19 protein-coding genes are annotated in these 25619 nt (G+C 73.5%); 7 read left to right on the top strand and 12 right to left on the bottom strand.

Translation table 11 applies throughout. The annotated features are described in order from the left end of the window. Window positions 1–25 precede the first annotated feature (25 nt). Window positions 26–2824: a phosphoenolpyruvate carboxylase gene (locus F1C76_14035; protein ID QNG37555.1), complete on the bottom strand. Its 2799-nt coding sequence runs from the start codon at window positions 2822–2824 to the stop codon at window positions 26–28. A 55-nt stretch (window positions 2825–2879) separates the two neighbouring features. Here F1C76_14035 and F1C76_14030 point away from each other — a divergent pair, with 55 nt between their 5' ends. Next, window positions 2880–3809 (top strand): SMP-30/gluconolactonase/LRE family protein, encoded by a 930-nt coding sequence (locus F1C76_14030; protein ID QNG37554.1) that lies wholly within the window; start codon window positions 2880–2882, stop codon window positions 3807–3809. Between the two features lie 56 nt (window positions 3810–3865). Here the strand turns inward: F1C76_14030 and F1C76_14025 are convergent, their stop codons facing one another. Genes F1C76_14025 through F1C76_14010 form a run of 4 tightly spaced genes read right to left on the bottom strand, consistent with a single transcriptional unit; the run spans window position 3866 to window position 7848 of the window. Further along, window positions 3866–4744, bottom strand: a complete 879-nt coding sequence (locus tag F1C76_14025; protein QNG37553.1) for an SDR family oxidoreductase — start codon at window positions 4742–4744, stop codon at window positions 3866–3868. Between the two features lie 17 nt (window positions 4745–4761). Further along, on the bottom strand, window positions 4762–5742 hold the full coding sequence (locus F1C76_14020; GenBank protein QNG37552.1) for a TIGR03557 family F420-dependent LLM class oxidoreductase: 981 nt from the start codon (window positions 5740–5742) through the stop codon (window positions 4762–4764). Window positions 5743–5773: 31 nt separating this feature from the next. Beyond that, window positions 5774–6904 (bottom strand): ABC transporter permease, encoded by a 1131-nt coding sequence (locus F1C76_14015; GenBank protein QNG39248.1) that lies wholly within the window; start codon window positions 6902–6904, stop codon window positions 5774–5776. 38 nt (window positions 6905–6942) lie between these two features. Then, window positions 6943–7848 carry an ABC transporter ATP-binding protein gene (locus F1C76_14010; protein ID QNG37551.1) on the bottom strand — a complete coding sequence of 302 codons (906 nt, stop codon included), beginning with the start codon at window positions 7846–7848 and terminating at the stop codon, window positions 6943–6945. A 91-nt stretch (window positions 7849–7939) separates the two neighbouring features. Here F1C76_14010 and F1C76_14005 point away from each other — a divergent pair, with 91 nt between their 5' ends. Next, window positions 7940–8596 carry a UdgX family uracil-DNA binding protein gene (locus F1C76_14005; protein QNG37550.1) on the top strand — a complete coding sequence of 219 codons (657 nt, stop codon included), beginning with the start codon at window positions 7940–7942 and terminating at the stop codon, window positions 8594–8596. A gap of 4 nt (window positions 8597–8600) precedes the next feature. Here F1C76_14005 and F1C76_14000 read toward each other — a convergent pair whose 3' ends face one another. Genes F1C76_14000 through pdxH form a run of 3 tightly spaced genes read right to left on the bottom strand, consistent with a single transcriptional unit; the run spans window position 8601 to window position 11732 of the window. Continuing rightward, on the bottom strand, window positions 8601–9773 hold the full coding sequence (locus F1C76_14000) for an NTP transferase domain-containing protein (protein QNG37549.1): 1173 nt from the start codon (window positions 9771–9773) through the stop codon (window positions 8601–8603). Window positions 9774–9795: 22 nt separating this feature from the next. Continuing rightward, complete coding sequence (locus F1C76_13995; GenBank protein QNG37548.1) at window positions 9796–11097, bottom strand: MFS transporter; 1302 nt, start codon at window positions 11095–11097, stop codon at window positions 9796–9798. Further along, a complete protein-coding gene (pdxH, locus tag F1C76_13990; protein ID QNG37547.1) occupies window positions 11094–11732 on the bottom strand; it encodes a pyridoxamine 5'-phosphate oxidase in 639 nt (212 codons plus the stop codon). The genes F1C76_13995 and pdxH overlap by 4 nt, the downstream gene beginning before the upstream one ends. Window positions 11733–11896: 164 nt before the next feature. Between pdxH and F1C76_13985 the strand changes: the two genes are divergently transcribed. Together F1C76_13985 and F1C76_13980 are read left to right on the top strand one after the other, a co-directional pair. Next, on the top strand, window positions 11897–13021 hold the full coding sequence (locus tag F1C76_13985; GenBank protein QNG37546.1) for a citrate synthase 2: 1125 nt from the start codon (window positions 11897–11899) through the stop codon (window positions 13019–13021). Beyond that, window positions 13021–14136 (top strand): phosphoserine transaminase, encoded by a 1116-nt coding sequence (locus F1C76_13980; GenBank protein QNG37545.1) that lies wholly within the window; start codon window positions 13021–13023, stop codon window positions 14134–14136. Before F1C76_13985 ends, F1C76_13980 begins: the two co-directional genes overlap by 1 nt. 82 nt (window positions 14137–14218) lie before the next feature. Here the strand turns inward: F1C76_13980 and F1C76_13975 are convergent, their stop codons facing one another. The 4 genes from F1C76_13975 to F1C76_13960 all read right to left on the bottom strand — a co-directional run bounded on the left by F1C76_13975 (window position 14219) and on the right by F1C76_13960 (window position 20678). Further along, window positions 14219–15403, bottom strand: a complete 1185-nt coding sequence (locus F1C76_13975) for a Fic family protein (GenBank protein QNG37544.1) — start codon at window positions 15401–15403, stop codon at window positions 14219–14221. Between the two features lie 79 nt (window positions 15404–15482). Further along, the gene (locus F1C76_13970) at window positions 15483–16967 is read right to left on the bottom strand and encodes a circularly permuted type 2 ATP-grasp protein (GenBank protein ID QNG37543.1); all 1485 of its coding nucleotides are present in this window, start codon (window positions 16965–16967) and stop codon (window positions 15483–15485) included. 7 nt (window positions 16968–16974) lie between these two features. Then, window positions 16975–18819, bottom strand: a complete 1845-nt coding sequence (locus F1C76_13965; protein ID QNG37542.1) for a S9 family peptidase — start codon at window positions 18817–18819, stop codon at window positions 16975–16977. Between the two features lie 74 nt (window positions 18820–18893). Further along, window positions 18894–20678, bottom strand: a complete 1785-nt coding sequence (locus F1C76_13960; protein ID QNG37541.1) for an N-acetylglutaminylglutamine amidotransferase — start codon at window positions 20676–20678, stop codon at window positions 18894–18896. A gap of 261 nt (window positions 20679–20939) precedes the next feature. Between F1C76_13960 and F1C76_13955 the strand changes: the two genes are divergently transcribed. From F1C76_13955 to F1C76_13945, 3 genes are read left to right on the top strand one after another with little or no spacing between them, the layout of a single operon-like run. Beyond that, window positions 20940–21875: a DUF3071 domain-containing protein gene (locus tag F1C76_13955; GenBank protein ID QNG37540.1), complete on the top strand. Its 936-nt coding sequence runs from the start codon at window positions 20940–20942 to the stop codon at window positions 21873–21875. A gap of 40 nt (window positions 21876–21915) precedes the next feature. Continuing rightward, window positions 21916–23703, top strand: a complete 1788-nt coding sequence (locus F1C76_13950; GenBank protein QNG37539.1) for an ABC transporter ATP-binding protein — start codon at window positions 21916–21918, stop codon at window positions 23701–23703. Then, a complete protein-coding gene (locus F1C76_13945) occupies window positions 23700–25547 on the top strand; it encodes an ABC transporter ATP-binding protein (protein QNG37538.1) in 1848 nt (615 codons plus the stop codon). Before F1C76_13950 ends, F1C76_13945 begins: the two co-directional genes overlap by 4 nt. The last annotated feature ends 72 nt before the right edge of the window (window positions 25548–25619 follow it).

Raw genomic sequence — 25619 nt, 5'->3', positions numbered from 1 at the left:
GGCTCCCGGGTGGTGCGGGGGGCGGTCAGCCGCTGTTGCGCAGCGCCGTCGCCACCCCGTTGATCGCCAGCTGGATGCAGCGCTTGACCAGCTCGTCGTCGTTGCCCGAGCGGCGCCGGCGCAGCATCTCCACCTGCAGGTGGTGCAACGGCTCCAGGTAGGGGAAGCGGTTGCGGATCGAACGCGCCAGCGAGGGGTTGTCGGCCAGCAGGTGGTCGTCGCCGGTGATCGCCAGCAGCATCCGCACGGTCCGCTCGTGCTCGGCGGTGATCACGTCGAACACCCGGTGCCGCAGCTCCTCGTCGGGCACCAGCGAGGCGTAGCGGGCGGCCAGCTCCAGGTCGGTCTTGGCCAGCACCATCCCCATGTTCGACAGCACGGTGCGGAAGAACGGCCAGCGGCCGTGCAGCTCCTGCAGCCGGGCGAGCCGGGCCGGGTCGCCGTCCACCCACGACTCCAGCGCCGTCCCGGTGCCGAACCAGCCCGGCAGCATGATCCGGGCCTGCGACCAGCTGAACACCCACGGGATGGCCCGCAGGTCGCTGATCTTGTCCCCGGCCTTCCGCGACGGCGGCCGGGACCCGATGTTGAGCTCGGCGAGCTCGCGCACCGGCGTGGCCGCGCGGAACCACTCCACGAAGCCCGGGGTGTCGTGCACCAGCGCCCGGTAGGCGCCCTGTGCCCGCGCGGCCAGGTCGTCGAAGAGCGCGTAGACCTCCTCGGCGTCGCCGTCCAGGCCCTCCAGCGAGAGCAGCGTCGACTCCAGCGTCGCGGCGACCAGCGCCTCCAGGTTGCGCCGGGCCAGGTGCGGCTCGGCGTACTTCGCGGAGATGACCTCGCCCTGCTCGGTGATCCGCAGCTGCCCGGCCACCGACCCCGGCGGCTGCGCCCGGACCGCCTCGTAGGAAGGGCCACCACCACGGCCGACCGTCCCACCGCGGCCGTGGAAGAGCCGCAGCCGCACCCCTGCCTCGCGGGCCACCTCCACCAGCGCCAGCTCGGCCCGGTACAGCGCCCAGTTCGCGGCGAGGTAACCGCCGTCCTTGTTGCTGTCGGAGTAGCCGAGCATGACCTCCTGCGTGCCGCCCCGGCCGTCGACCATCGAGCGGTACAGCGGCTCGGCGAGCATCGCGGCCAGGGTCTCGCCGCCGCCCTGCAGGTCGCCGATCGTCTCGAACAGCGGGGCGATCATGATCGGCGACGCGGGCAGCCCGTGGTCGTCCAGGGTGACCAGGCCGACCTCCTTGAGCAGGACGGCGACCTCCAGCACGTCCGAGACCGACTCGCACATGCTGATCACGTAGTTCGGGATCGCCCGCGGCCCCAGCACGCGCACCTGCTCGGCCGCCGCGGCCAGCAGGTCGAGCTCGCCCCGGGCCAGCTCGGAGAGGTCGGCATCGGCCCGTACCAGGGGACGACGCAGCCGGAGCTCACCGGTCAGCAGCTCGCGCCGGGCGGTCTCGTCCAGCGCGGAGTAGTCCGGGCAGACGCCGGCCCAGGCGAGGACCTCGGTCAGCACCTCCTCGTGCACCGAGCTGTTCTGCCGCATGTCCAGCCCCGAGAGGTGGAACCCGAAGACCTCCACCGAGGCGCGGAGCGCGGCCAGCCGCTCGTCGGCGAGTGCACCGGCGCCGTGGGTGCGCAGCGAGGCGTCGACGACGTCGAGGTCGGCGATCAGCTCGGCCGGCTCGTCGTAGGGCTCCAGCTCGACGTCCGGCAGCGGACCGGGCACGTGCCCCACCGCGCGGACGGCGGTCGCGGCCAGCCGCCGGTAGACCCCGCGCAGCGCCCGCCGGTAGGGCTCGTCGGCCCGGAACGGGGAGTCGTCGCGGGCCGCGTCGGCGAGGGCCTGCAGCTCCTCGGTCGGGGTGACCAGCCGCGCCGACATGGACAGCTCGTCGGCCAGGCACACCAGCTCGCCGAGGTGGTGGCCCAGTGCGGTCTCCGCGGCCCGGGTGGTGGCGCGACGGACGGCGTCGGCGGTGACGAAGGGGTTGCCGTCGCGATCCCCGCCGATCCAGGAGCCGGGCAGCAGCATGGGGGTGGCCAGCAGGTCCGCCCCGGGCCAGCGCTGCCGCAGCGCCGTCCGCAGCTCGGTGTTGATCGCCGGGACGACGGCGAAGAGCGACAGGTCGTAGTAGCGCAGCGCCTCGTCGATCTCGTCCTCCAGCCGTAGCCGGGACAACCGCAGCAGCGCCGTCTGCCAGAGCGTCAGCACCTCCCGCCACAGGTGCGCCGACCACACGCGCTCGTCCTCGGCGGTCTCCCGGGTGCGCATCAGCTCGGTGACGTGCCGCTGCACCTGGGAGACGGTGCGCCGGCGGACCTCGGTGGGGTGCGCGGTGACCACCGGGGAGACCAGCGCGCCGGCCAGCTCGTGCGCGACGACGGCGGGGTCGAGGTCCGCGGCGTCCAGCAGGTCGAAGGTCGCGTCCAGCGTCCCCTTCTGCGGCGGGGAGCCCTCCCGGCGGTGGAAGCGGCGGCGGCGCTCGTGGTGCACGTCCTCGGCCAGGTTCGCCAGCAGCGAGAAGTGGCTGAACGCGCGGATCACGTGGTTGGCGCTGCGCTCGTCGAGCCCGGCCAGCATGTCGGCCAGCCCGGTGCGGTCGACCTCGGAGCGGCGGATCCGGAACGCCTCGACCCGGGCGGCCTCGACGACGTCGAACACCTCCTGGCCGGCCTGCTCCCGCACGACCTCGCCCAGCACCCGGCCCAGCAGCCGGATGTCCTCGCGCAGCGGGGCGTCCCCGGACCGCTCGTCCTCCGGGTCCTCGGGTCCGCCGGTGGGGCGCAGGTCGGTGACGTCGACGGTGGCTTCAGACACGTGCGCATCATGCCGAGCACGTGTGACGTCTCCGTGACGCGGGGAGGATGACCCGGTGGACACCCTCACCGCAACTCCCGTGACCGACGTCCGCCCCGCCGTCCACGGGGAGGGACCGACCTGGGACGCCACCCGCCGCGAGCTGGTCTGGGTGGACATCGACGCCGGCGAGGTCCGGAGGGCCACGGTGTCCCCGGCCGGGGTGGTCGCCGAGGTCGGCGTGCACCGCGGTGGTGCCACGGTCGGCTTCGTCGTCCCGGCTGCCGACGGCGGCTGGCTGCTGGGCGCCGACGGAGGGTTCACCCACCTGGACCCCGAGGGCGAGCCCCGGGTGCTGGTGGCCCTGGACCGGGAGGGCGGCACCGCCCCCGACGGCACCCGGATGAACGACGGCGCCGTCGACCCGGTGGGCCGGCTGTTCGGCGGGACGATGGCCTTCGACGAGCGGACCGGCGCGGGCTCGCTGTACCGCGTCGACCTCGACGGGTCGGTGCACACCGTGCTCACCGACCTGACGATCAGCAACGGCATCGAGTGGACCGCCGACGGCCGCACCGTCTACCTGGCCGACTCCGGCGCGGCCACCGTGCGGGCCTACGACTACGACGTCGAGACCGGTTCCTTCGGCGCCAGCCGGGTGGTCGTCGACCTCTCCGACGACGACGCCGGCGCCCCCGACGGGATGGCCATCGACGACGAGGACCACTTGTGGGTCGCCGTCTGGGGCGGGGGCCAGGTGCGCCGCTACTCCCCCACCGGCGAGCTGCTCACCGTGGTGCGGGTGCCCACCGAGAACACCTCGAGCTGCGCCTTCGCCGGCCCGGAGCTGGACCACCTGGTGATCAGCACCTCGACCCAGGGCCTGTCGGACGGGGCGAGGGCCGCCCAGCCCGACGCCGGACGGCTCTTCGTCGTCCGCCCCGGCGTCACCGGCACCCCCGCCGGCGTCTACCGCGGCCCGGTCGACGCCCTCCACCAGGCCTGACGAAGGAGGCTCTGCACCCCGTCCACGGCCGGATGGGGGGTGCAGAGCCTCCTTCGTCAGTTGATGGGTGAGCCGCCGGTGACGCCGATGACCTCGCCGCTGGTGAAGCTGGCGTCCTCGCTGGCCAGGTAGACGTAGGCGCCGGCGAGCTCGGCGGGCTGGGCGGCGCGCTGGAGCTGGGACTGCTCGCCGAAGCCCTCGACCATGTCCTCGGGCATCGTCGCCGGGATGAGCGGGGTCCAGACCGGGCCGGGGGCGACGCAGTTGACCCGTACCCCGACCTGCGCGAACTCCTCGGCCATGGACGTCGTCATGTTCACCAGCGCGGCCTTGGTCGCGGCGTAGGCGGCCAGGTTCGGGGACGGCGTGAAGGCCTGCACCGAGCTGGTCACGATCACCGACGAGCCGGGGGCCAGCTCGGGCTTGGCGGCCTGCAGCAGCCAGAAGAACGCGTAGACGTTCGTCCGGAAGGTGCGGTCGATCTCCGCGGTGGAGAACTCCAGGACGTCGGTGACCACGTTCTGGAACGCGGCGTTGTGCACCAGCAGGTCCAGCCCGCCCAGGCCCTCGACGGTCTGGGCGACCAGGCCCTTGGCGACGGTCTCGTCGGAGATGTCACCGGGCAGCAGCAGCGCCGCGCGGCCGGCCTCGCGGACCAGCCGCGCGGTCTCCTCGGCGTCGGCGTGCTCGGACAGGTAGGAGATGGCGACGTCGACGCCCTCCCGGGCGTAGGCGATCGCGACGGCGCGGCCGATCCCGGAGTCGGCGCCGGTGATCAGCGCCCGGCGGCCCGCGAGCCGGCCGGAGCCGCGGTAGGACTCCTCGCCGTGGTCGGGCGCGGGGGTGAGCTCCGCCGTCCCGCCCGGGTGCTCGATCTGCAGGCCGGGGATGGCGGTGGACGTGGGGTGCTTGGTGCGGGGGTCGATCAGGGTCATCTCGTGGTCTCCAGGTCTCAGGAACCGAAGGCGGATCGCCAGGCCGGCATCAGCTCGCGCTCGGTCCACTCCAGGTAGGGCTGCTGCTGGTCGCCACCGATCTGCACCAGGGCGAGGTGGGTGTAGCCGGCGTCGGCGTACTCCTGCGCGGCCTCGATCACCGCGTCGACGTCGTCCCCACAGGGGATCGACTCCTCGACGTCGGACTCCCGGACGAAGGCGCTGGCGGCCTCGAAGCCCGCCGTGCCGGGCAGGTCGGCGTTGACCTTCCAGCCCAGGCCGAACCAGCGGAACAGCTCGTGGGCGCGGGTGACCGCGGCGGCCTTGTCGGTGCCGAAGCTGATCGGCATCTGGCCGACCCTGTTCTTCCCGGCCCCGCCCGCGGCGTCGAACATCTCGCCGAGCTCGGGCTTGGGCTCGGTGCCGATCATGACGTCGGCGTACTCACCGGCCAGCTCGCAGCTCTTCTTGCCCGACACGGCGATGCCGATGGGCACCCCGCCCTCGGGCAGGTCCCAGATCTTGGCGCCGTCGACCTCGAAGAACTCCCCGTGGAAGGTCGTGTAGTCGTCCCCGGCGAGCAGCTCCTTGATGATCTGGACCGCCTCGGCGAACATCTCCTGCCGCACGGCGACCGCCGGCCAGCCCTCCCCGACGACGTGCTCGTTGAGGTTCTCCCCCGTGCCCAGGCCCAGGGTGAAGCGCCCGTCGGCGAGGATCTGCAGGGTGGCGGCCTGCTGGGCCACGACGGTCGGGTGGTACCGGAAGGTCGGGCAGGTCACGTAGGTCATCAGGTCGATCGTGGACGTGGCCTGTGCCGCGGCACCCAGGGTCACCCAGGCGTTGGGCGCGTGGCCCATCGAGTCCAGCCAGGGGAAGAAGTGGTCGCTGCTGACCGCGAAGTCGAACCCGACCCGCTCGGCCCCCACCACGTGCGCGACGAGGTCCTTGGGGCCCGCCTGCTCGGTCATCATCGTGTAGCCCAGCTGCATGCTCATGCCGCCCCGGCTACCCCCGGGGCGGCCCCCCTCAACCGCGCTCGGCGGCCAGGGCCTCCCGCAGCTTGGTCTTGCCGCTGGTGCGAAGCAGGGCGCCGGAGTAGACCCGGCCGCCGATCCGGACGACGACCGCGATGGCCGCCAGGTTGACCAGCACCGCGGCGACGATCTCCCACACGGCGGCCTCCCCCGCGGCCATCCGCACCGGCATCACCAGCGGGGACAGACCGGGGACGAACGAGGTCACCGTGGCCAGGGTCGAGCCCGGGTCCTGGGCGGCCTGCAGCGAGACGATGAAGCCGACGACGAGCAGCAGGGTGGTCGGGGTGAGCACGCTGCCCAGGTCCTCCTGCCGGCTGACCAGCGAGGCGGCGACGGCGAAGACCGCGGCGTAGAAGGTGTAGCCGAGCACGAACCAGGCCACGACCGAGACGACGGTCGGGACGACCGCGCTGGGCACCGACACCACGTCCAGGGCCAGCGCTCCCACCACCCCGATCACCGCGATGGTGACCAGCTGCGCGAGCCCGAGCAGGCCCAGCCCGACGATCTTGCCGGTGAGCAGCTGCCACGGCCGCATGGTGGACAGCAGGATCTCCACGACCCGGGAGGACTTCTCCTCCACCACGCCCTGGGCCACGAACTGCCCGAACAGGATGAGCAGCCCGTAGAGCACGACGACGCCGAGCAGGGCGACGAGGACGGCGGTGGTGTCGCCGTCGGCCTCGGGGTCCAGGACGACGAAGTCGATCGCCGGCGCCGGCTGCAGGTCCACGCCCTGCTCCCCGAGCTGCTGGGCCACCGACAGAGCGCCGACGGCGGACTCGGCGATCGCACTGGCGCCGTCGTCCGAGCTGTCCTGGACGACGACCTGCGGGCTGTCACCGGTGGCCCCGAGCAGGGCGGCGTCGACGTCCTCGTCCGCGACGGCCTGCCGCGCGGCGGCCTCGTCGGCGAGCTCGGTCACCTCCACCTGCACGCCGACGGTCTCCCCCGAGCGCACCAGCGCCTGCTCGACCTGCGGGGTCCCGCCGACGACGCCGATCGTGCTGGTGCTGGTCTGCGAGCCGCTGACCAGCTGGAACACCATCAGCCCGAGGACCAGCAGCACGATGACCACCGAGCTGACGATGAAGCCCTTGTCCCGGACCCGGGTCGACATCTCCCGGCCGGCGACCAGCTTCACCTGCCCGAACGCGCTCACGCCGCCACCGCCCGGTCGGACACGGCCTCGCGGAACAGCTCGACCAGCGTGGGTTCGCGCCAGGCGAAGTGGGTCACCCGGCCGGTGGCCAGGGCCGCGGCGAGCACGGCCTGGTCGTCGGTGCCGGGGGCGAGGTCCAGGACGGTGTCCCCGCGCTGCTCGCTGACCACCCGCACGCCGGGGACGGCGCCGGCCCAGCCGGCCGGGGCGTCGGGGACCACGACCCGCAGCTGCCGGCCGGCCTCGGCCGCACGCAGCTCGGACACCGTGCCGCTGGCCACGATCCGCCCGCGGGCGAGGATGCCAACGGCGTCGCAGAGCCGCTCGACCAGGTCGAGCTGGTGGCTGGAGAACACGACGGGGACGCCGCGGTGGCACTGCTCGAGCAGCGCGTCGGCCAGGGAGTCCACGCCGACCGGGTCCAGGCCGGAGAACGGCTCGTCGAGGATGAGCACGTCGGGCCGGCTGACCAGCGCGGCGGCCAGCTGCACGCGCTGCTGGTTGCCCAGCGACAGCTTCTCCACCCGCTGGTCACGCTTCTCGGCCAGGCCCAGCCGCTCGGTCCAGTGCTCGGCGGCGGCCTTGGCCTCGGCGCTGCCCAGCCCGTGCAGCCGCGCGAAGTAGACGAGCTGCTCGACCACCTTCATCTTCGGGTAGAGGCCGCGCTCCTCGGGCATGTAGCCGATCCGTCGGCGGGTGGCCTCGGTCAGCGCGGTGCCCTGCCAGCGCACCTGCCCGGCGTCGGCACGGGCCAGTCCCATCGCGATCCGCATCGTCGTCGTCTTGCCGGCCCCGTTGGACCCGCAGAAGCCGAACATCTGGCCGGGGGCGACGGTGAAGCCCACGCCGTCCAGCACCCGGTTGTCGCCGTAGGTCTTGACCAGTCCGTCGAACTCGAGCACGACACCTCTTCCTCGCGGCTGTTCCTGGCCGAGACCGTATCGAGTGGGGCCTCACCCGGCGCAGCCCGCGTCACTGGGGTGTCATCGCACCATGCCCTCCACCGCCCCCGTGCCCACCGACGCCGGGCTGTCCCAGCTGCGCCACGCCGCCGCCGGGTGCCAGGCGTGCGAGCTGTGGGAGCCGGCCACCCAGACCGTCTTCGGCGAGGGCCCGGAGACCGCGCGGGTGGTCTTCGTCGGCGAGCAGCCCGGTGACCAGGAGGACCGCGCCGGCGAGCCGTTCGTCGGCCCCAGCGGCAAGCTGCTCGACCGGGCGCTGGAGGCCGCGGCCATCGACCGCCGGGACGCCTACGTCACCAACGCGGTCAAGCACTTCCGCTTCGAGCCGCGCGGCAAGCGCCGCATCCACCAGTCGCCGAACGCCGAGCACCTGCAGGCCTGCCGTCCGTGGCTGGCCGCGGAGTTCGCCGTCCTCCAGCCCGAGGTGGTGGTCTGCCTGGGTGCGGTGGCGGCCAAGGCGCTGATCTCGCCGTCGTTCCGGATCACCCGGGAGCGCGGGCAGCTGCTGCCGTGGACACCCCCGGGTGCCACCTGGCACGAGGACGACGAGGACGGCGCCCCCGCGCAGACCTGGGTGATCGCCACGACGCACCCCTCCGCCGTCCTCCGCACCCCCGAGGAGGAGCGCCCGGCCGCCTTCGACGCCATGGTCGCCGACCTCCGGGTGGTCGCCACCGCCCTGGCCTGAGCGATCAGTCGGTCTCCGGGAACCGGGCGCCGGCGGCCAGGGTGGAACCGGGCTCGACCTGCGCCCGGCGGCCCACCAGGGTGACGTCGCCGTCCCCACCGACCGTGGCGCGTTCGCCCACCGTCACGCCGTCGTCCAGCACGGCGCGGTGCACCCGGGCGCCGGCCCGCACGACCGCGCCGGGCAGGAGCACCGAGTCGGTGACCTCGGCGCCGGCCTCCACGACGACGCCCGGGCTGAGCACCGAGCCCGAGACCCGACCGGCGACGTGGGTGCCGCCGGAGACCAGGCTGCGCTCGGCCGAGGCGCCGGTCATCAGCCGGGCCGCCGACATCCGGCCGCCGCGGGAGTGCACCGGCCAGCGGGCGTCGTCCAGGTCCAGCGGCGGCTCGTCGTCCAGGAAGTCCTGGTGGGCCTGCCAGTAGGCGTCCACGGTGCCCACGTCGCGCCAGTACCCCTCGAGCCGGTGCGCGCGGGCCAGTCCGTCCCGGGACTGGGCGGGGAGCAGGTGGCTGCCCAGGTCCTCCAGCCCGTCCTCCCCGGCCTCGTCGGCGAGGGCCTCGAGGCGGTCCAGCGTAGCGCCGGGGGTGAAGACGAACACCTCGTTGGTCGCCGTCGTCGTCGCCGGGTCGTCGGGCTTGTAGGCGTAGTCGGTGACCTTCTCGCCGTCGGTCGACACGATGCCGTAGCGGGAGGCGTCGTCCGCGGCGACCTCGGTGGTGACCATGGTGACCTCGGCGGAGGAGTCCAGGTGGGCCTCGGCGACCTCCCGGTAGTCCAGCTTGTAGACCGCGTCGGAGCTGACCACGACGAGGGCGTCGGCGTCGAAGCCGCGGATCAGGTCGGCCTGGCGCCACAGCGAGTCGGCGGTCCCGGTGTTCCAGCCGCCCCGGTCGGTGCCGCGGAAGGGCGGGAGGGTCATCAGCCCGCCGTAGGTGCGGTCGAGGTCCCAGGGCCGGCCGTTAGCCAGGTGGTCCGACAGCGACGCCGGGTGGAACTGCACCGACACCCACACGTCGGCGATCTTCGAGTGCTGGCAGTTGGACAGCGGGAAGTCGATCAACCGGTAGGCACCGGCGAACGGCACGGCCGGCTTGGCCCGGTTCTCGGTCAGCAGCTCCAGCCGGTTGCCGGCACCACCGGCCAGGACGAGCACGAGGATCTTGGGGAGGGCCATGAGCCAGCTGTGCCCCGGTCGGTCACGGGTGAAGCGTGACCCGCGAGGCCCGGAAGGCCCAGAAGGACGGGACGGCGACCGCGACGACCGCCATCGCGACGACGATGACCACCCCACCGGTCCACATCGCGATCGAGACCCCGAACGCGCTGGCGACGGCCCCGGCGCGCAGGTCGCCCAGCCGCGGGCCCCCGGCGACGACGACGATGAACACGCCCTGCATCCGGCCGCGCATGTCGTCCGGGGCGGCCAGCTGCAGCATCGAGGAGCGGAGCACCGCGCTGACCATGTCACCGGCACCGGCCACGGCCAGGCAGAGGACGGCGACCCACAGCGACCCGGCGAGGCCGAACCCGACGATCGCCACACCCCACACCGCGATCGCGCCGAGGACGACGGCGCCCTGCCGGTCGACCCGGCTGACCCAGCCCGAGGTCAGCCCCATCACCAGCGAGCCGATCGAGATGCCCGCGTACAGCCAGCCCAGGCTGTTGGCGTCACCGCTGTAGGCGGTGGCGGCCAGCTGCGGGAAGACCGCCTGCGGCCAGGCGAAGAGCATCGCGATGACGTCGACGACGAAGGTCATCAGGAGCACGGGCTGGGTGCGCAGGAAGACGAAGCCCTCCCCCACCCCGCGCACCGCGGCCCCCAGCCGGAGCCGGTCGGCCGCACCGGCGACGGGCAGCGGCGGCAGCCCGCGCACCAGCAGGACCGCGACGGCGAAGCCGACGGCGTCGACCACGTAGGTCAGGAACAGCTCGCCCTGGCCGATGAGCACCCCGGCCAGCAGCGGCCCGGCGATGACCCCGACCTGGCGCACGGTCATGGCCAGCGCGTTCGCCGCGGGCACCAGGTCGGCCCCGACGATCGCCGGGATGGCGGCGCTGCGGGTGGGCTGGTTGACCGCGGAGAACGCCGAGACCAGCGCCGTGAGCACCCACAGCACGGCCAGGGAGTCCATCCCGAGGCCCGCCTGCACCGCCAGCAGGGCACTGGTGACCGCGGCACCGATCGAGGTGACCAGCATCAGCTTGCGGCGGTCCATCGCGTCGGCGATCGCCCCGCCCAGCAGGCCGAACACCACCAGCGGCACCAGGGCGACCACCGAGGTGACGCCGACCAGCAGCGACGAGCCGGTCATCGCGTAGACCTGGAACGGGACGGCGACCAGCGTCATCTGCTGGCCGAGCATGGTGACGGTGATGCCGCCGAAGAGCCGCCGGTAGGCCGGGTTGCGCAGCGGGGTGGTGTCGATGGCGAACCCGCGGCGCCTCGACCGCGGTGGCGTCTCCTCCGGTGCCGGCCCGTCGATCGGCGAGCTCACGGTGCGAGTCGGGTGACGGCCCAGGTGCCGGCGTCGTCCCGGGAGAACCGCAGCCGGTCGTGCAGCCGGTCGTGCCCGCCCTGCCAGAACTCGACGGCCTGCGGCGTCACCCGGTAGCCGCCCCAGGACGCCGGGCGGGGCAGCTTGCCCTCGGTCTGCTCCCCCAGCTCGCGGAAGGCGTCCACCAGGGCCTCGCGGGAGGCCACGACCGAGGACTGCGGGGTGGCGGCGGCCGCGAGCTGGGCACCGCGGGGGCGGGCGTCCCACAGCGCGTCGGAGGCGGCGTCGTCCAGCCGGGCGGCGGTGCCGGTGACCCGCACCTGCCGCTGCTGGGCGTGCCACGGGAACACCAGCGCGACCCGGTCGTCGGCGGCCAGCTGGGCGCCCTTCGCCGAGGCGTGGTTGCTCACGAAGACGATCCCGTCGGCGTCCAGGCCCTTCATCAGCACGATGCGGGCATCCGGGGCGCCGTCGGCGTCGGCGGTGGCCACGACCATCGCGTTGGGCTCCACCAGCTCGGCGGCGACGGCCTCGGCGAACCACCGCTCGAGCTGCTCGTGCCAGGTGGGCGCCAGCGAGGCCTCGGAGAAGACGGAGTCGTCGTAGTCGCGGCGCATGGTGGTCAGGTCGGGCACGCCGTCATGCTCCCACCCCGCAACCACCCTGCCCGGTGTGACGCCGGTCGCAGGTCCCGCTGGGCGGGACGGTCCGGTTGGGCTCCACCGCAGGTGACCGCCTAGGTTGTGCCGCAGCCGTGCGCCCACCAGCCACGGGTCCCGCGCGCAGAGGAGCCTGCAGGATGTCCAGCGACTTCGTACCCGGCCTCGAGGGCGTCATCGCCTTCGAGACCACCATCGCCGAGCCCGACAAGGACGGTGGCGCACTCCGGTACCGGGGCGTGGACATCGAGGACCTCGTCGGCAAGGTCACCTTCGGCAACGTCTGGGGCCTGCTGGTCGACGGCAAGTTCGGCGAGGGCCTCCCGCCCGCCGAGCCGTTCCCGATCCCGGTGCACACCGGCGACGTCCGGGTCGACGTCCAGGCCGCGCTGGCGATGCTGACCCCGATCTGGGGCTACCGCCCGCTGCTGGACATCACCGACGAGGAGGCCCGCGACGAGCTCGCCCGGGCCGCCGTCATGGCGCTGTCCTACGTGGCCCAGTCCGCCCGCGGCATCGGCATCCCGGCCGTCCCGCAGAAGCGCGTGGACGAGGCGTCCTCCATCGTCGAGCGCTTCATGGTCCGCTGGCGCGGCGAGCCCGACCCCCGCCACGTCGCCGCCGTCGACGCCTACTGGACCTCGGCCGCCGAGCACGGCATGAACGCCTCCACCTTCACCGCCCGGGTCATCGCCTCCACCGGTGCCGACGTCGCGGCCTCCCTCTCCGGCGCCATCGGCGCGATGAGCGGCCCGCTGCACGGTGGTGCCCCCTCCCGGGTGCTGCACATGCTCGACGAGGTCGAGGGCACCGGCGACGCGGAGAAGTACGTCAAGGACCTCCTCGACCGCAAGGAGCGGTTGATGGGCTTCGGCCACCGGGTCTACCGCGCCGAGGACCCCCGCGCCCGCGTGCTGCGCCGCGCTGCCCAGGAGCTCGGCGCCCCCCGCTTCGACGCCGCTCTCGCCCTGGAGAACGCCGCGCTGAAGGAGCTCCGCGAGCGCCGTCCCGACCGGCCGGTCGAGACCAACGTCGAGTTCTGGGCCGCAATCGTGCTGGACTTCGCCGAGGTGCCCAGCCACATGTTCACCTCGATGTTCACCTGCGCCCGCACCGCGGGCTGGTGTGCCCACATCCTCGAGCAGAAGCAGACCGGCCGGCTCGTGCGCCCGTCGGCCCGCTACATCGGGCCCGACCCGCGCAAGCCCGAGGACGTCGAGGGCTGGGACTCCATCTCGACCAAGGAGATCGGCGAGCCCGCCTGATGGCCATCACGATCCCGACCGGGCTGCTGCCCGCCGACGGCCGCTTCGGCTGCGGTCCGTCCAAGGTCCGTCCGGAGGCCCTGGCCGCGCTCGCGTCCGAGGGCGCCGGGCTGATGGGCACCTCGCACCGTCAGGCGCCGGTCAAGAACCTCGTCGGCCGGGTGCGCGAGGGGATCTCGCAGCTCTTCGACCTGCCCGAGGGGTACGAGGTCGTGCTCGGCAACGGCGGGACGACGGCCTTCTGGGACGCCGCGGCCATCGGTCTGATCCGCGACCGCTCGGCGTTCGGCACCTACGGCGAGTTCTCCGCCAAGTTCGCCTCCGGCGTGGCCGAGGCCCCGTTCCTGGCCGACCCGGTCATCACCAAGGCAGCACCGGGGTCGCTCGCGCTGCCCACCGCGGTGGCCGGCGTCGACGCCTACGGCTGGGCGCACAACGAGACCAGCACCGGCGTGATGGCCCCCGTCGTCCGCCCCGAGGGGGCCGACGAGGACTCCCTCGTGCTGGTGGACGCCACCTCCGGCGCCGGCGGGCTCCCGGTCGACGTCGCCGAGACCGACGTCTACTACTTCGCCCCGCAGAAGTGCTTCGCCTCCGACGGCGGTCTGTGGATCGCGCTGATGAGCCCGAGGGCGCTGGCCCGGGTCGCCGAGATCAAGGCCTCCGGCCGCTGGATCCCCGGCTTCCTGGACCTGTCTATCGCCGTCGACAACTCCAGCAAGGACCAGACCTACAACACCCCGTCGGTCGCCACCCTGTTCCTGCTGGCCGACCAGCTCGACTGGCTCAACGGCCTCGGCGGGCTGTCGGGCGCCGTGGCCCGCACCTCGGACTCCTCGGGTCGGCTCTACGAGTGGGCGCAGGCCTCCTCCTTCGCCACCCCGTTCGTGACCGAGCCGGCAGAGCGGTCCCTCGTCGTCGCCACGATCGACTTCGACGAGTCGGTGGACGCCGCCGCGATCGCCGCGGCGCTGCGCGCCCACGGCGTCGTGGACACCGAGCCCTACCGCAAGCTGGGCCGCAACCAGCTGCGGGTGGGCTGCTTCCCCGCCGTCGACCCCGACGACGTCACCGCGCTGACCGCCTGCATCGACCACGTCGTCGGCCAGCTCTGAGCGGAGGGTGGGAGCGCAGGGAAGCTGCGCTCCCACCCTCCGCTCAGGCCGGTAGCAGCCAGGGGCTGACCGTGGCGAGCGGTCAGCGCAGAAGAACCGCCAGCACGTCGGGCGCTGAGAACGTCCGGTTGTACCGAGCCTCGTCGTGGGGGGCGAGCACCCCGGCTTCGACCAGCTGCGCGACGAGACCATTGGCTCGAGCGTAGGTGACACCCAGGCGACGCTCTACCTGCCGCACTGTGAAGATGGGCCGGGCCAGCGCGAAGTCGACAAGGGAGATCGCGGTGTCGGCGCGTAGGCCCGCCGCCTTCACCCGGTCCTTCAGATCCGCCTGCACCGACAACAGGTCCTCCAGCTGCGCGGCTGTCTCGACCGCTGAGGCTGTGAGGCCATCGGCGAAGAACCGCACCCAGTCGTTCCAGTTGCCAGCCGAACTCACTCCCAGGAGCCGATCGAAGTAGTCCGCTCGGCGAGCCTCGAACCACGGGGACACCGTGAGGGTCGGTTCGGTCAACACACCTTCGTGGAGCAGCTGCAGGACGATGAAGAGACGACCGATACGCCCGTTGCCGTCGTTGAACGGGTGGAGGGTCTCGAACTGGTAGTGGCCCATCGCTGCGGCAACGACCGGGTCGATCTCGTTTCCGTGGTCCGCGCCCACCCAGTCGAGCCAGTCCCGGACCTGGGCCTCGAGTTCCGGCCCCGGCGGCCGGGGGATGAACCGAGCATCCTGGACTCTCGCACCTCGTCGGGCCCCGATGACCACCTGAATGTCCCGCACCCGGCCGGAGCTCACCGTCTCTGCTGTCGTCCCCCTGACCAACCGCGCCTGAAGCTCGATCAACAGCCCCAAAGTGAGTGGGCGCCCCTCGCCGACCCACGCGAAGGCGTGCTCAGCCGCCCGGAGGTAGTTGAGGACTTCTCGGAGTTCCTCGTCCGACTGGTCCTCGTCCTCATCAGCCGCGAGGACCTCCTGGAGGGGGGCGTAGGTGCCCTCAAGTGCAGACGTGCTCTGCGCCTCACGGGACAGAGACGACCGCCGGAGCAGCGCCGGGTTCGGCAACCGCTTCGCAGAACTGTCCAAAGAGGCGAGCGCCGCCCTCGCTCTGGCGACCGCGTTGAACGTCGTCGCGCTCAAAGGGGGTGTGACTCGCTCTAGCGGCAGCGGCACGAAGGCCACGTGCTGCCATGGACCGAAACGCGGATCTGTACCGCTGATGGGTACGAGTGAACCTGAAGGACTGTTCTGAAAGAGTTCGGCCCGCACAATGTAACTCTATACGTCTCAGGGTTTCATTTCACCCCCCATGACACGTCACAATGACAACCATCCGGTTGGTAGACCGTCAGGCCGGTAGCAGCCAGGTGTCCTTGCTGCCGCCGCCGCGGCTGGAGTTGACCAGCAGCGAGCCCTCCTCCAGCGCCACCCGGGTCAGCGGCGCGGGGACGACCCGGGTCGAGGACCCGGCGACGGCGAAGACCCGCAGGTCGGCGTGCCGGGGGACGACGACGCCGTCGACCAGCGTGGGCACGGTGGAGAAGTCGACCGGCTCCTGGGCGACGAAGCGGTGCGGGGTGAGGGCGACCTCGGCCTCCAGCTGCGCCAGCTCGGCCGCCGAGCAGGTCGGGCCGAAGACGACGCCCCGCCCGCCGTAGCCGTCGACCGGCTTGACCACGAGCTCGTGCAACCGGTCGCGCACCGCGGCGTAGTCGCCCGCGTCGGCGAGCACCCAGGTGGGCACGGTGGCCAGCACCGGCTCCTCGCCCAGGTAGAACCGGATCATCGCCGGCACGTGGCAGTAGGTGGCCTTGTCGTCGGCCACCCCGTTGCCCGGCACGTTGCCGATGGCCAGCTTCCCGGCCCGCACCGCCTCGCCGAGCAGCACGTCCAACGGGGTGCCGTGGGCGTTGAGGTGTGCGGCGAGGTCGTCCTCGTCGAAACGGCGGTAGAGCACGTCGACGGCGACCCGCTCGCCGTCCACCTCCACGGCGACCCCGCCGGCGGGGGTCGACCAGAGCGTGTCCGGGGTCGCGATCGGCACGCCCATCGCCTCGGCGAGGAGCCGGTGCTCGAACCACGCGGTGTTCAGCGGGCCGTCGCTCAACAGCGCGATCTGCGGGACCCCGGTGCAGGCGGGGGGCGCGGCGTCGGCCAGGGCGGCCCTGAGGACGTCGACGGCCCCGTGCGGTTCGGCGAGCCCGCCGACCCCGGCGAAGAGCCCGGGCAGCGCGGCCCGGCTGCTGTCCCGGTTGACGATGGCGTAGCCGATGCCCGAGGGCACCCGGAGGTTGTCCTCCAGCACCACCCAGCCGTCGGGGCCGTGCAGCAGGTCCAGGCCGGCCACGGTCACCCGCTGCTGCCCGGGGGCGGCCAGGCCGACCGCGCCGGGTCGGAAGCCGGGGCTGCGGGTGACGAGCCACTCGGGGACGACCCCGGCGCGGACGGACTCCGGCAGCTGCGCCTCGGGGTCCGAGCGGCGCCGGCCGACCGGGCGGTAGACGTCGGTGAGGAAGGCGTTGAGCGCGCGGGTGCGCTGCTCGACGCCGGCAGCCACGTGCGCCCAGTCCGCGGCCGGCACCAGACGGGGGACCGGGTCCAGCGGGAAGGGGTGCTCGCGCATCTCGCCGTCCACGAAGGCGCCGAAGACCACGCCGCGCGCCCGCCGCTCGCGGCCCATCTCGTCCACGGCGGAGGCCAGGCCCACGCCGCCGAGCTCCTCCAGCGCCGGGGCCACGGGGACGTAACCCGGGGCCAGGGTCCCGTCGGGGCCCACGGCCTCGTCGGCCGGTGTGCTCGGGTACCGCGCGAAGACCCCGGTCGCCTCGGTCACGTGTCCCTCACAGCCAGCGGTCGAACCACGCGGTGGTCCGTTCGGTCAGTTCGACGAGGTTCTCCCGGCCCACCACGGTGTGGCCCTCGCCGGGCAGGAGCAGGAGCTCGGTGGGGGCGCCGAGGGCGGTCAGCGCCTGGTGGGCCTGGACCGACTCCGCGACGGGGACGTTCGTGTCCCGGTCACCGTGCGCCAGCAGGACCGGTGACCGCAAGGCCTCCAGTGCCGTCATCGGACTGATCGTGGCAAGCATCTCACGGTCGGTGACGGGATCGCCGTACTCGGTGGTCGACGCCGCGGCCATCCACGGCTCGGTGCCGGCGAAGAAGCTGCGCAGGTCGCTCATCCCGGCCAGCGAGACCCCGGCGGCGAAGAGGTCGGGCCAGCGGGTCAGCGCGACCAGCGTCAGGTACCCGCCGTAGGACCAGCCGTGCGCCCCCACCCGGCCCGGGGTCGCGATGCCGGCCTGCACCAGGTGCTCGACTGTCGCGGGCACGTCGGCGAAGGAGGCCTCGCGGGCGTCGACGTCGTCGGCGGCCATGAACGCCGCTCCCCGTCCGCCCGAGCCGCGCACGTTGGGCGCGAAGACGGTCAGCCCGGCCGCCACCAGCGCCTGGGCCACCGGCGACCACGAGGGCCGCTCCTGACCCTCGGGCCCGCCGTGGAAGACGACCACCGTGCGGTTGGGGCCGTGCACGTCGGGCGGGGTGTAGAGCCAGCCCTCCAGTGCCAGCCCGTCGGCGGCCCGGTAGGGGTGCCGGACGGGGGTGACCAGCAGGTCGGGGTTCGGCAGTCGCGGGGCGCTGGGCAGCGGACGCGAGGTGCCGTCGGCCAGGTCCACGACCCACAGCCCGCGAGGGGCACCCGGGCCGGTGAGCTCGGCGACCAGCGACCCGCCGTCGGCGGCCAGCGACCAGCCGGGCATCACCGGCAGCGGGAGCTCGACCGCCCGCACCAGGGCGCCGTCGTCGACCCGGCGGAGCTCCAGCTCGCTCACCCCGCCGACGTTCCACAAGCACAACACCGACCCGTCGGCGCGCACGGCGTAGCCGTCCAGGTCGGCGTCCGGCCGGCTGACCAGCACCTCGGCCACGCCGGGTGCGCCGTCCGCGGACAGGGGGACGACGAGCAGCCCGGTGCGGTCCTCCCCCGGCGGCCCGGGCAGCGCCGCCCGCAGGTAGACCGAGCGGCCGTCGGGACCGAACCGGCCGTCCTCGCTCTGCTGCCACCCCGGCGAGCCGGTCGGCACGACCCGGGTCTGCTGCCCGGTGGGGACGTCGACGAGCACGACGTGCCGGTGCCCGCGCGGACCGCGGCGGGCCAGCAGCCGGCCCTCGTCGGGAGCGACCGCCGTGACGGCCAGGAAGCCGCCGGTGGCCAACGTGCGGTGCGCCCCGCTGACCACGTCGACCAGGACGACGTCGGCACCGGGGCCGTCGGCGATCGTGCACGCGTAGTGGCCCGGCCGGGCGGTCCAGCCCCCGGCGAAGACGGTGCAGCGGAGGTCCTCCCCGGCGACCAGCCGGGGCTCGGAGCCGTCGGCGTGGGCGACCCAGAGCTGGGCGCAGATGGAGCCGCCGGGGCTGATCAGGAAGGCCAGCCACTCGCCGTCGGGCGACCAGGCGACCGACACGACCTCCTGGTCGGGGCCGGAGACCACCGCCGGCGGGGTCTGCTGGTCCAGCGTCGCCACCTCCAGCCGCGGTCGGCCGGAGCGGTCGCTGACGTAGGCGACCCGGTCGCCGGTCGGGGCCAGCGCGGGGCACCAGGCCCCGGCGGCCGCGGCGATCTCGGTGACGGCGAGCCGGACGTCGGTGCCGAGGCCGTGGGAGTCCTCGATGGTGCGGGTCATGCCACCTCCTCGGTGGATCGCGGACACGTCGGGCCAGTGCAGCAGATGACGGCCGGCGGGTGTTCCGCTGCCCGTCAGCGGATGCCGTGGCGCTGCAGCCAGAGCTCCAGCAACCCCACCTGCCACAGCTGGTTGCTCCCCAGCGTCGTGCGGTGGGTGTTCGGCTCGGCCAGCAACCGCGCGGTGTAGTCAGTGCGGAAGAGCCCACGCTCGCGGGCCTCCGGCGCCTGCAGGGCCTCCCGCACGCTGGCCAGGTACTCGCCCTCGAGGTGGATGATCGCCGGCACCGGGAAGTAGCCCTTGGGCCGGTCGATCACGTGCGCCGGGATGACGGCGCGGGCGGCCTGTTTGAGCACGCCCTTGCCGCCCTGGGCCAGCTTCAGCTCCGGCGGGACGGCGGCGGCGAGCTCGACGAACTCGTGGTCCAGGAACGGCACGCGTGCCTCCAGGCCCCAGGCCATCGTCATGGTGTCGACCCGCTTGACCGGGTCGTCGACCAGCATGATCGTGGAGTCCAGCCGCAGCGCCCGGTCCAGCGTGGTGTCCGCGCCCGGGCGGGCGAAGTGGTCGGCGACGAAGGCCCGGCTGACGTCGTCGGTGACCAGCCAGCGGTCGCTCAGGATGCCGGCCAGCTCGGCGTGCGGGCGGTCGACGAACACCGAGGCATAGGCGTCCACGGCCCGGTCGGTCGGGACGCCGTCCAGCGGCGGGTACCAGTCGTAGCCGGCCAGCACCTCGTCGGCGCCCTGTCCGCTCTGCACCACCTTCACGTGCTGGCTGACCTGCTGGGCGAGCAGGTAGAAGGCCACGCAGTCGTGGCTGACCATCGGCTCGCTCATCGCCGCGACCGCGCCGTCCAGGCCGGCGTGCACCTCGGCGGTGGGCACCAGCAGCCGGTGGTGGTCGGTGGAGAAGTGCTCGGCGATGACGTCGGAGTAGGCGAACTCGTCGCCCTGCCGGCCGCCGACGGCCTCGAAGCCGATGGAGAAGGTGGCCAGGTCGCGTTGGCCCTCCTCGGCCAGCAGCCCGACGATCAGGCTGGAGTCCAGTCCGCCCGACAGCAGCACCCCGACCGGGACGTCGGCGACCATCCGGCGGCGCACGGCCAGCCGCAGCTGCTCCAGCACCCGCTCCTGCCACTGCACCGGGTCCAGGTCGGCGAGGTCGGCCCGCCGCTCGTGCACCGGGGACCAGTACGTCCAGTCGGACTCCCGGCCGTCGGCCTCGTAGGTGCGCACCGTGGCCGGGGGCAGCTTGCCGACGCCGGCCAGGATCGTCCGCGGCGCCGGGACGACGGAGTGGAAGGACATGTAGTGGTGCAGGGCGACCGGGTCGATGGAGGTGTCCACGCCCCCGGCGCGGACCAGCGCCGGCAGGCTGGAGGCGATCCGCACCCGGCCCGGCCCGCGGCTGAGGTACACCGGCTTGATGCCGAGCCGGTCCCGGGCGACGACGACGCGACCCGACCCGCGCTCGACCACGACGAAGGCGAACATGCCGAGGAACTTCTCCACGCAGGCCGCGCCCCAGCGGTGGTAGGCCTTGAGCACCACCTCGGTGTCGCTGGTGGAGGCGAACCGGTAGCCCGCCGACCGCAGCTCCTCGCGCAGCTCGCGGTAGTTGTAGACGATCCCGTTGAACACGCAGGTGAGCCCGAGCTCGATGTCGACCATCGGCTGGGCCCCGGCCTCGGTGAGGTCGATGATCTTCAGCCTCCGGTGACCGAGGGCGACCGGGCCGGACTGCCAGACCCCCGACCCGTCCGGGCCGCGGGCGGCCAGCTCGTCGCACATCGCGGCGACCGCGCCGACGTCGGCGACCCCGCCGTCGAACCGGATCTCGGCCGAGATGCCGCACACGAGCGCCTCCTCCCACCGGCGCGGGGCCGGTGACGTCGAGCGCCCACCCTCCCCCGTCCGTGTTGCCACGGCATGTCACGACGACCTGCGGGCGCCGCGCGGGAGACACTCACAGCGTCCGGACAGTGACCCTGGGTGCCCCCCGTCGGGCAGACCCGCGGGGTGTGGCGTGTCGACCGGAGGGTCCCCACCTGCCCGGATAACCTCGGCGCTGGTCCTCGTCCGGGGACCGTCCCGACGGCTCCCCTGGAGGTCGCCCCCATGCGCACCCTGCGCCTCGTGGCGCTCTCCGACGACGGACGCAGCCTGGTCCTCGCCGCCGACGTCCCGGACTCCATCGACAACGGTGAGCGGTTCCACCTGCCCATCGACGACCGGCTCAAGGCCGCCGTCCGCGGCGACGCCCAGCGGATGGGCCAGATCGAGCTCGACCAGGGCAACGCCCTGCCCCCGCGGGTCATCCAGGCCCGCATCCGCGCCGGGGAGACCCCCGAGCAGGTCGCGCACGCCTCCGGCACGTCGGTCGAGCGGATCATGCGCTTCGCCCACCCGGTGCTCCAGGAGCGGGAGCGGGTCGCCCAGCAGGCGCAGACCGCCCGGGTCCGGCTCTCCGAGGGCACCCCCAGCGTGCCGCTGGAGCAGTTCATGTCCGAGCGCCTGCGACTGCTCGGCGCCGACCTCGACGCCGTCCGCTGGGACTCCCACCGCACCGAGGACGGCACCTGGCAGGTCCGGGCCGCCTGGCGGGCCGGGCACAAGTCCGGGGTCACCAAGTGGAGCTACGACACCGCCACCAAGACCGTCACCCCGGTCGACGCCACCACGATGGACTTCGCCGAGGGCACCCGGCTGGTCCGGGTCGTCCCCGACGTGCCGGCCGGTCTGCCCGCCGCACCCGCCCCGCGCCGCTCGATCGCCGTGGTGCGCGAGGAGGCCGACGACGACGAGTGGGCCGGTGACCTGGCCGGCGACCGCGCCGACGAGGCCGACCTCGCCCCCGACGAGGACCTCGACGCCGACGTGCGCAACGTCGTCCCCACCGACGGCAACCCGGTCGACGTGCTGCTCTCCGGCGACGGCGGGCCCGACACCCACGACACCGTCGTCTTCGACCGGGTGGACGGCGAGGCGGAGGACCCGCGCGCGGCCATCCCGGCCTGGGAGGACATCGTCTTCGGCGTCCGCCGGCACAGGTAAAGCGCTCGGAACTGTCGGAGGTCGCACCTAGCCTCGGGGGGTGACCGCCACCGCCCCGCCCGCGCCGCCCCCCGAGCGGGGGCGGCTCTCGGCGCTGTGGCGGCTGTGGCCCTTCGCCCGGCCCTACACCGGGCTGCTGGTGCTGACGTTCGTCGCGGCCCTGCTGGCCACGCTCACCCAGCTGGTCGCGCCCCTGGTGGTGCAGGCCGTCGTCGACGGTCCGATCGCCGACGACGACCGCAGCGGGCTGGTCCCGCTGCTCGGCCTCGCGCTGGCCTTCGGCGTCGCCGAGGCGTTCCTGTTCTTCCTGCGCCGCTGGGCGATGAACTCCTCCAGCCTGCAGATCGAGCGCGACCTCCGCGACACCCTCTACCAGCGGCTGCAGCGCCTGCCCGTGGAGTTCCACGACCGCTGGTCCTCGGGGCAGCTGCTCTCCCGGGCCACCACCGACATCGCGACCGTCCGCCGGTTCGTCGGGTTCGGCGCGGTGTTCCTGGTGGTCAACCTGATCACCTGCGTCGTCGTCGGCGGGTTGCTGATCGCCACCTGGTGGCCGCTGGGCGTCGCCGTCCTGGTGACCACGGTCCCGCTGGTGTCGGTCGGGCTCCGGCTGGAGAGTCGGTACAACACCGAGTCCCGGGCCGTCCAGGACGAGCAGGGCGAGCTGGCCACCGACGTGGAGGAGGCCGTCCAGGGCATCCGGGTGGTCAAGTCCCTGGGCCGCAGCCGGCTGGTCTTCGACCGCTACGACCGCACCGCCGTGTCGCTGCGGGGCCTGCAGCTGCGCAAGGTCCGCACGCTGGCCAAGCTCTGGGTGGTCTTCGAGTTCCACCCGCAGATCACCCTGGCCCTGGTCCTGGTCGGCGGGGCGGTCGGCGTCTCCACCGGGGCGCTCACCGTGGGCGGGCTGGTCGGCTTCGTCACCCTGTTCACGGTGCTGCAGTGGCCCATCCTGTCGCTGGGCTGGCTGCTCGCCCAGGCCCAGGAGACCGCCAGCGCCTGCGACCGGATCGGCGAGCTGCTCGACGCCCCGATGACCGTCGCCGACACCCCCGGCGTCACCGACCGACCGGTCGCCCGACCCGCCCGGCTGCGCTTCGAGGACGTCGGGTTCGCCCACCCCGGCGCCGGGGAGGCGGTGCTCCGCGGGGTGGACCTCGACGTCGCACCGGGCGAGACCGTCGCGCTCGTCGGGGCCACCGGGTCGGGCAAGACCACCGTGACGGCCCTGGTCGGCCGGCTCTACGACGTCACCTCCGGGCGGGTCACCCTCGACGGGCACGACGTCCGCGACCTGCCCCTGGCCCAGCTGCGCACCGTCGTCGCCACCGCGTTCGAGGACGCCACGCTGTTCTCGATGAGCGTCCGGGAGAACCTCACCCTGGGCCGGCCCGAGGCCACCGACGCCGACGTCACCGAGGCCCTCGCCGTCGCCCAAGCCGGCTTCGTGCACGACCTGCCCTGGGGCCTGGACACCCGGATCGGCGAGCAGGGCCTGTCCCTGTCCGGCGGGCAGCGACAGCGCCTCGCGCTGGCCCGGGCCGTGCTGGGCCGCCCCTCGGTGCTGGTGCTGGACGACCCGTTGTCCGCCCTCGACGTGCACACCGAGGCCCTGGTCGAGTCCGCGTTGCGGGAGGTGCTGGCCGCGACCACCGCACTGGTGGTCGCCCACCGGGCCTCCACGGTGCTGCTCGCCGACCGGGTCGCGCTGCTGGAGGACGGCCGGATCACCGCCGTCGGCCGGCACACCGACCTGCTCGCCGAGGTGCCGGCCTACCGCGACCTGCTCTCCAGCGGGTCCGAGCTCTCCTCGGCGGCTCCCCGATGACCACCACCGCTCCCCCGCCGCCGTCCGCGCCGGACGCCTCCGCGTCCTGGCGTGGGGTGGCCACCGAGGGCGACGAGGACCTGTCGACCTCGGCCGGGCTGTTCCTCCGCGACCGGTCCCGCCGGCTGATGGGCGAGCTGCTGTCCCCGCACCGCCGCGCCCTCTGGCTGCTGCTGGGTGTGCTCCTGCTGCAGAACGCGGCGTGGCTGGCCGGGCCGTTCCTCATCGGGGTCGGGATCGACGTCGCCGTCCCCGCCCTGCTGGCCGGTGACCCGTGGCCGCTGGTCTGGGTCACGGTCGCGATGGTCGCGGCAGCCTGCGCCGACGCCGGGCTCCGGTACCGCTTCCTGCTGGGCTCCGGCCGGGTCGGGCAGGCGGTGCTGCTCACGCTGCGCCGGCGGGTCTTCCGGCACGTGCAGTCCCTGCCGCTGGCCTTCCACGAGCGCTACACGTCGGGCAAGACGATCAGCCGGCTGACCAGTGACGTCGAGACCCTCGCCGAGCTGCTCGACGAGGGCCTGGACGGTCTGCTGTCCGCGCTGTTCAGCGTGCTCTCCATCGGGGTCGTGCTGCTGGTGCTGGACCTGCCGCTGGGGCTGGTCGCGCTGGCCGGGTTCCCGTTCCTGTTCTGGGTCGCCCGGTGGTTCCAACGCAACTCGGTGGTCGCCTACCGGCGCACCCGGGAGACCATCGCGGCGCTGATCGTCCAGTTCACCGAGACCTTCGGCGGCATCCGCGCGGTGCAGGCCTTCCGCCGCGAGGGCCGCAACGACCAGCTGCACGCCGAGCTGAACGAGGTCAACCGGGACGCCACCGACCGGGCCTACTGGCTGATCGCGGTCTTCGTCCCGGCGGTCACCCTGATCGGCAACCTGGTGGTCGTCGTGGTGCTCGGGTACGGCGCGCTGCGGGTGATGGACGGCGGGCTGGCCGTCGGCACCCTGGTGTCCTTCCTGCTGTACCTGCGCCGCTTCTTCGACCCGCTGCAGGACATCGCGATGTTCTACAACAGCTACCAGTCGGCGTCGGCGGCGCTGGAGAAGCTGTCCGGGGTGCTCGAGGAGCCGGCCACGGTGGCCGAGCCGGCCGACCCCACCCCGCTGCCGCACGCCGCCGGTGAGCTGGTCTTCGACGGCGTCCGGTTCGGGTACGGCGCCTCGACCGTCCTGCCCGGGCTGGACCTGACGATCCCGGCCGGGCAGACCGTGGCCCTCGTCGGGGCCACCGGAGCCGGGAAGTCGACCCTGGCCCGGCTGGCCGCCCGCTTCTACGACCCGCAGGAGGGGCAGGTCCGGCTCGACGGCGTCCCGCTGGACCGGCTGGCCGACGACGACCTGCGCCGGGCGGTGGTCATGGTGACCCAGGAGAGCCACCTGTTCTCCGGGTCGATCGCCGACAACGTGTCCTTCGGGCGTCCCTCCGCGACCCGCGCCGAGATCGAGGCGGCCTGCGCGGCGATCGGGGCGCACGAGTTCATCGCCGCGCTCCCCGACGGCTACGACACCGACGTCCGCAAACGGGGCGGGCGCCTGTCGGCCGGGCAGCGCCAGCTGGTCAGCTTCGCCCGGGCGTTCCTGGCCGACCCCGCGGTGCTCGTGCTCGACGAGGCCACCAGCTCCCTCGACGTTCCCAGCGAGCAGCTCGTGCAGCAGGCGCTGCAGACTCTGCTGGCGGACCGGACCGCGGTGATCATCGCCCACCGGCTGTCCACCGTGGAGTTCGCCGACCGGGTGCTCGTCATGGACGCCGGCCGGCTGGTCGAGGACGGCGCTCCGGCGGAGCTGGTCGGGGGCACCGGCCGGTTCGCCGACCTGCACCGCGCCTGGGCCGACAGCCTCGTCTGAGCGGTCCGGATCACGTGTCTGACCTGGGCGGGAAGGGTAGTTCGGCCCTGGACGGGGAGCTCGACGCACCCG

Source organism: Geodermatophilaceae bacterium NBWT11 (assembly GCA_014218215.1).
Classification (GTDB): domain Bacteria; phylum Actinomycetota; class Actinomycetes; order Mycobacteriales; family Geodermatophilaceae; genus Klenkia.
The sequence above is the reverse complement of the archived record's forward strand: the minus strand, read 5'-3'. Positions and strand labels throughout refer to the sequence as shown.

Excerpts from the sequence above, each read along its gene's own strand:
- F1C76_13980 (QNG37545.1), top strand. The coding sequence starts at position 13,021 with ATGGCCATCACGATCCCGACCGGGCTGCTGCCCGCCGACGGCCGCTTC.
- F1C76_13985 (QNG37546.1), top strand. The coding sequence starts at position 11,897 with ATGTCCAGCGACTTCGTACCCGGCCTCGAGGGCGTCATCGCCTTCGAG.
- F1C76_13955 (QNG37540.1), top strand. The coding sequence starts at position 20,940 with ATGCGCACCCTGCGCCTCGTGGCGCTCTCCGACGACGGACGCAGCCTG.
- F1C76_14020 (QNG37552.1), bottom strand. The coding sequence starts at position 5,742 with ATGAGCATGCAGCTGGGCTACACGATGATGACCGAGCAGGCGGGCCCC.
- F1C76_14025 (QNG37553.1), bottom strand. The coding sequence starts at position 4,744 with ATGACCCTGATCGACCCCCGCACCAAGCACCCCACGTCCACCGCCATC.
- F1C76_14005 (QNG37550.1), top strand. The coding sequence starts at position 7,940 with ATGCCCTCCACCGCCCCCGTGCCCACCGACGCCGGGCTGTCCCAGCTG.
- F1C76_14015 (QNG39248.1), bottom strand. The coding sequence starts at position 6,904 with ATGTCGACCCGGGTCCGGGACAAGGGCTTCATCGTCAGCTCGGTGGTC.
- F1C76_13965 (QNG37542.1), bottom strand. The coding sequence starts at position 18,819 with ATGACCCGCACCATCGAGGACTCCCACGGCCTCGGCACCGACGTCCGG.
- F1C76_13945 (QNG37538.1), top strand. The coding sequence starts at position 23,700 with ATGACCACCACCGCTCCCCCGCCGCCGTCCGCGCCGGACGCCTCCGCG.
- F1C76_14000 (QNG37549.1), bottom strand. The coding sequence starts at position 9,773 with ATGGCCCTCCCCAAGATCCTCGTGCTCGTCCTGGCCGGTGGTGCCGGC.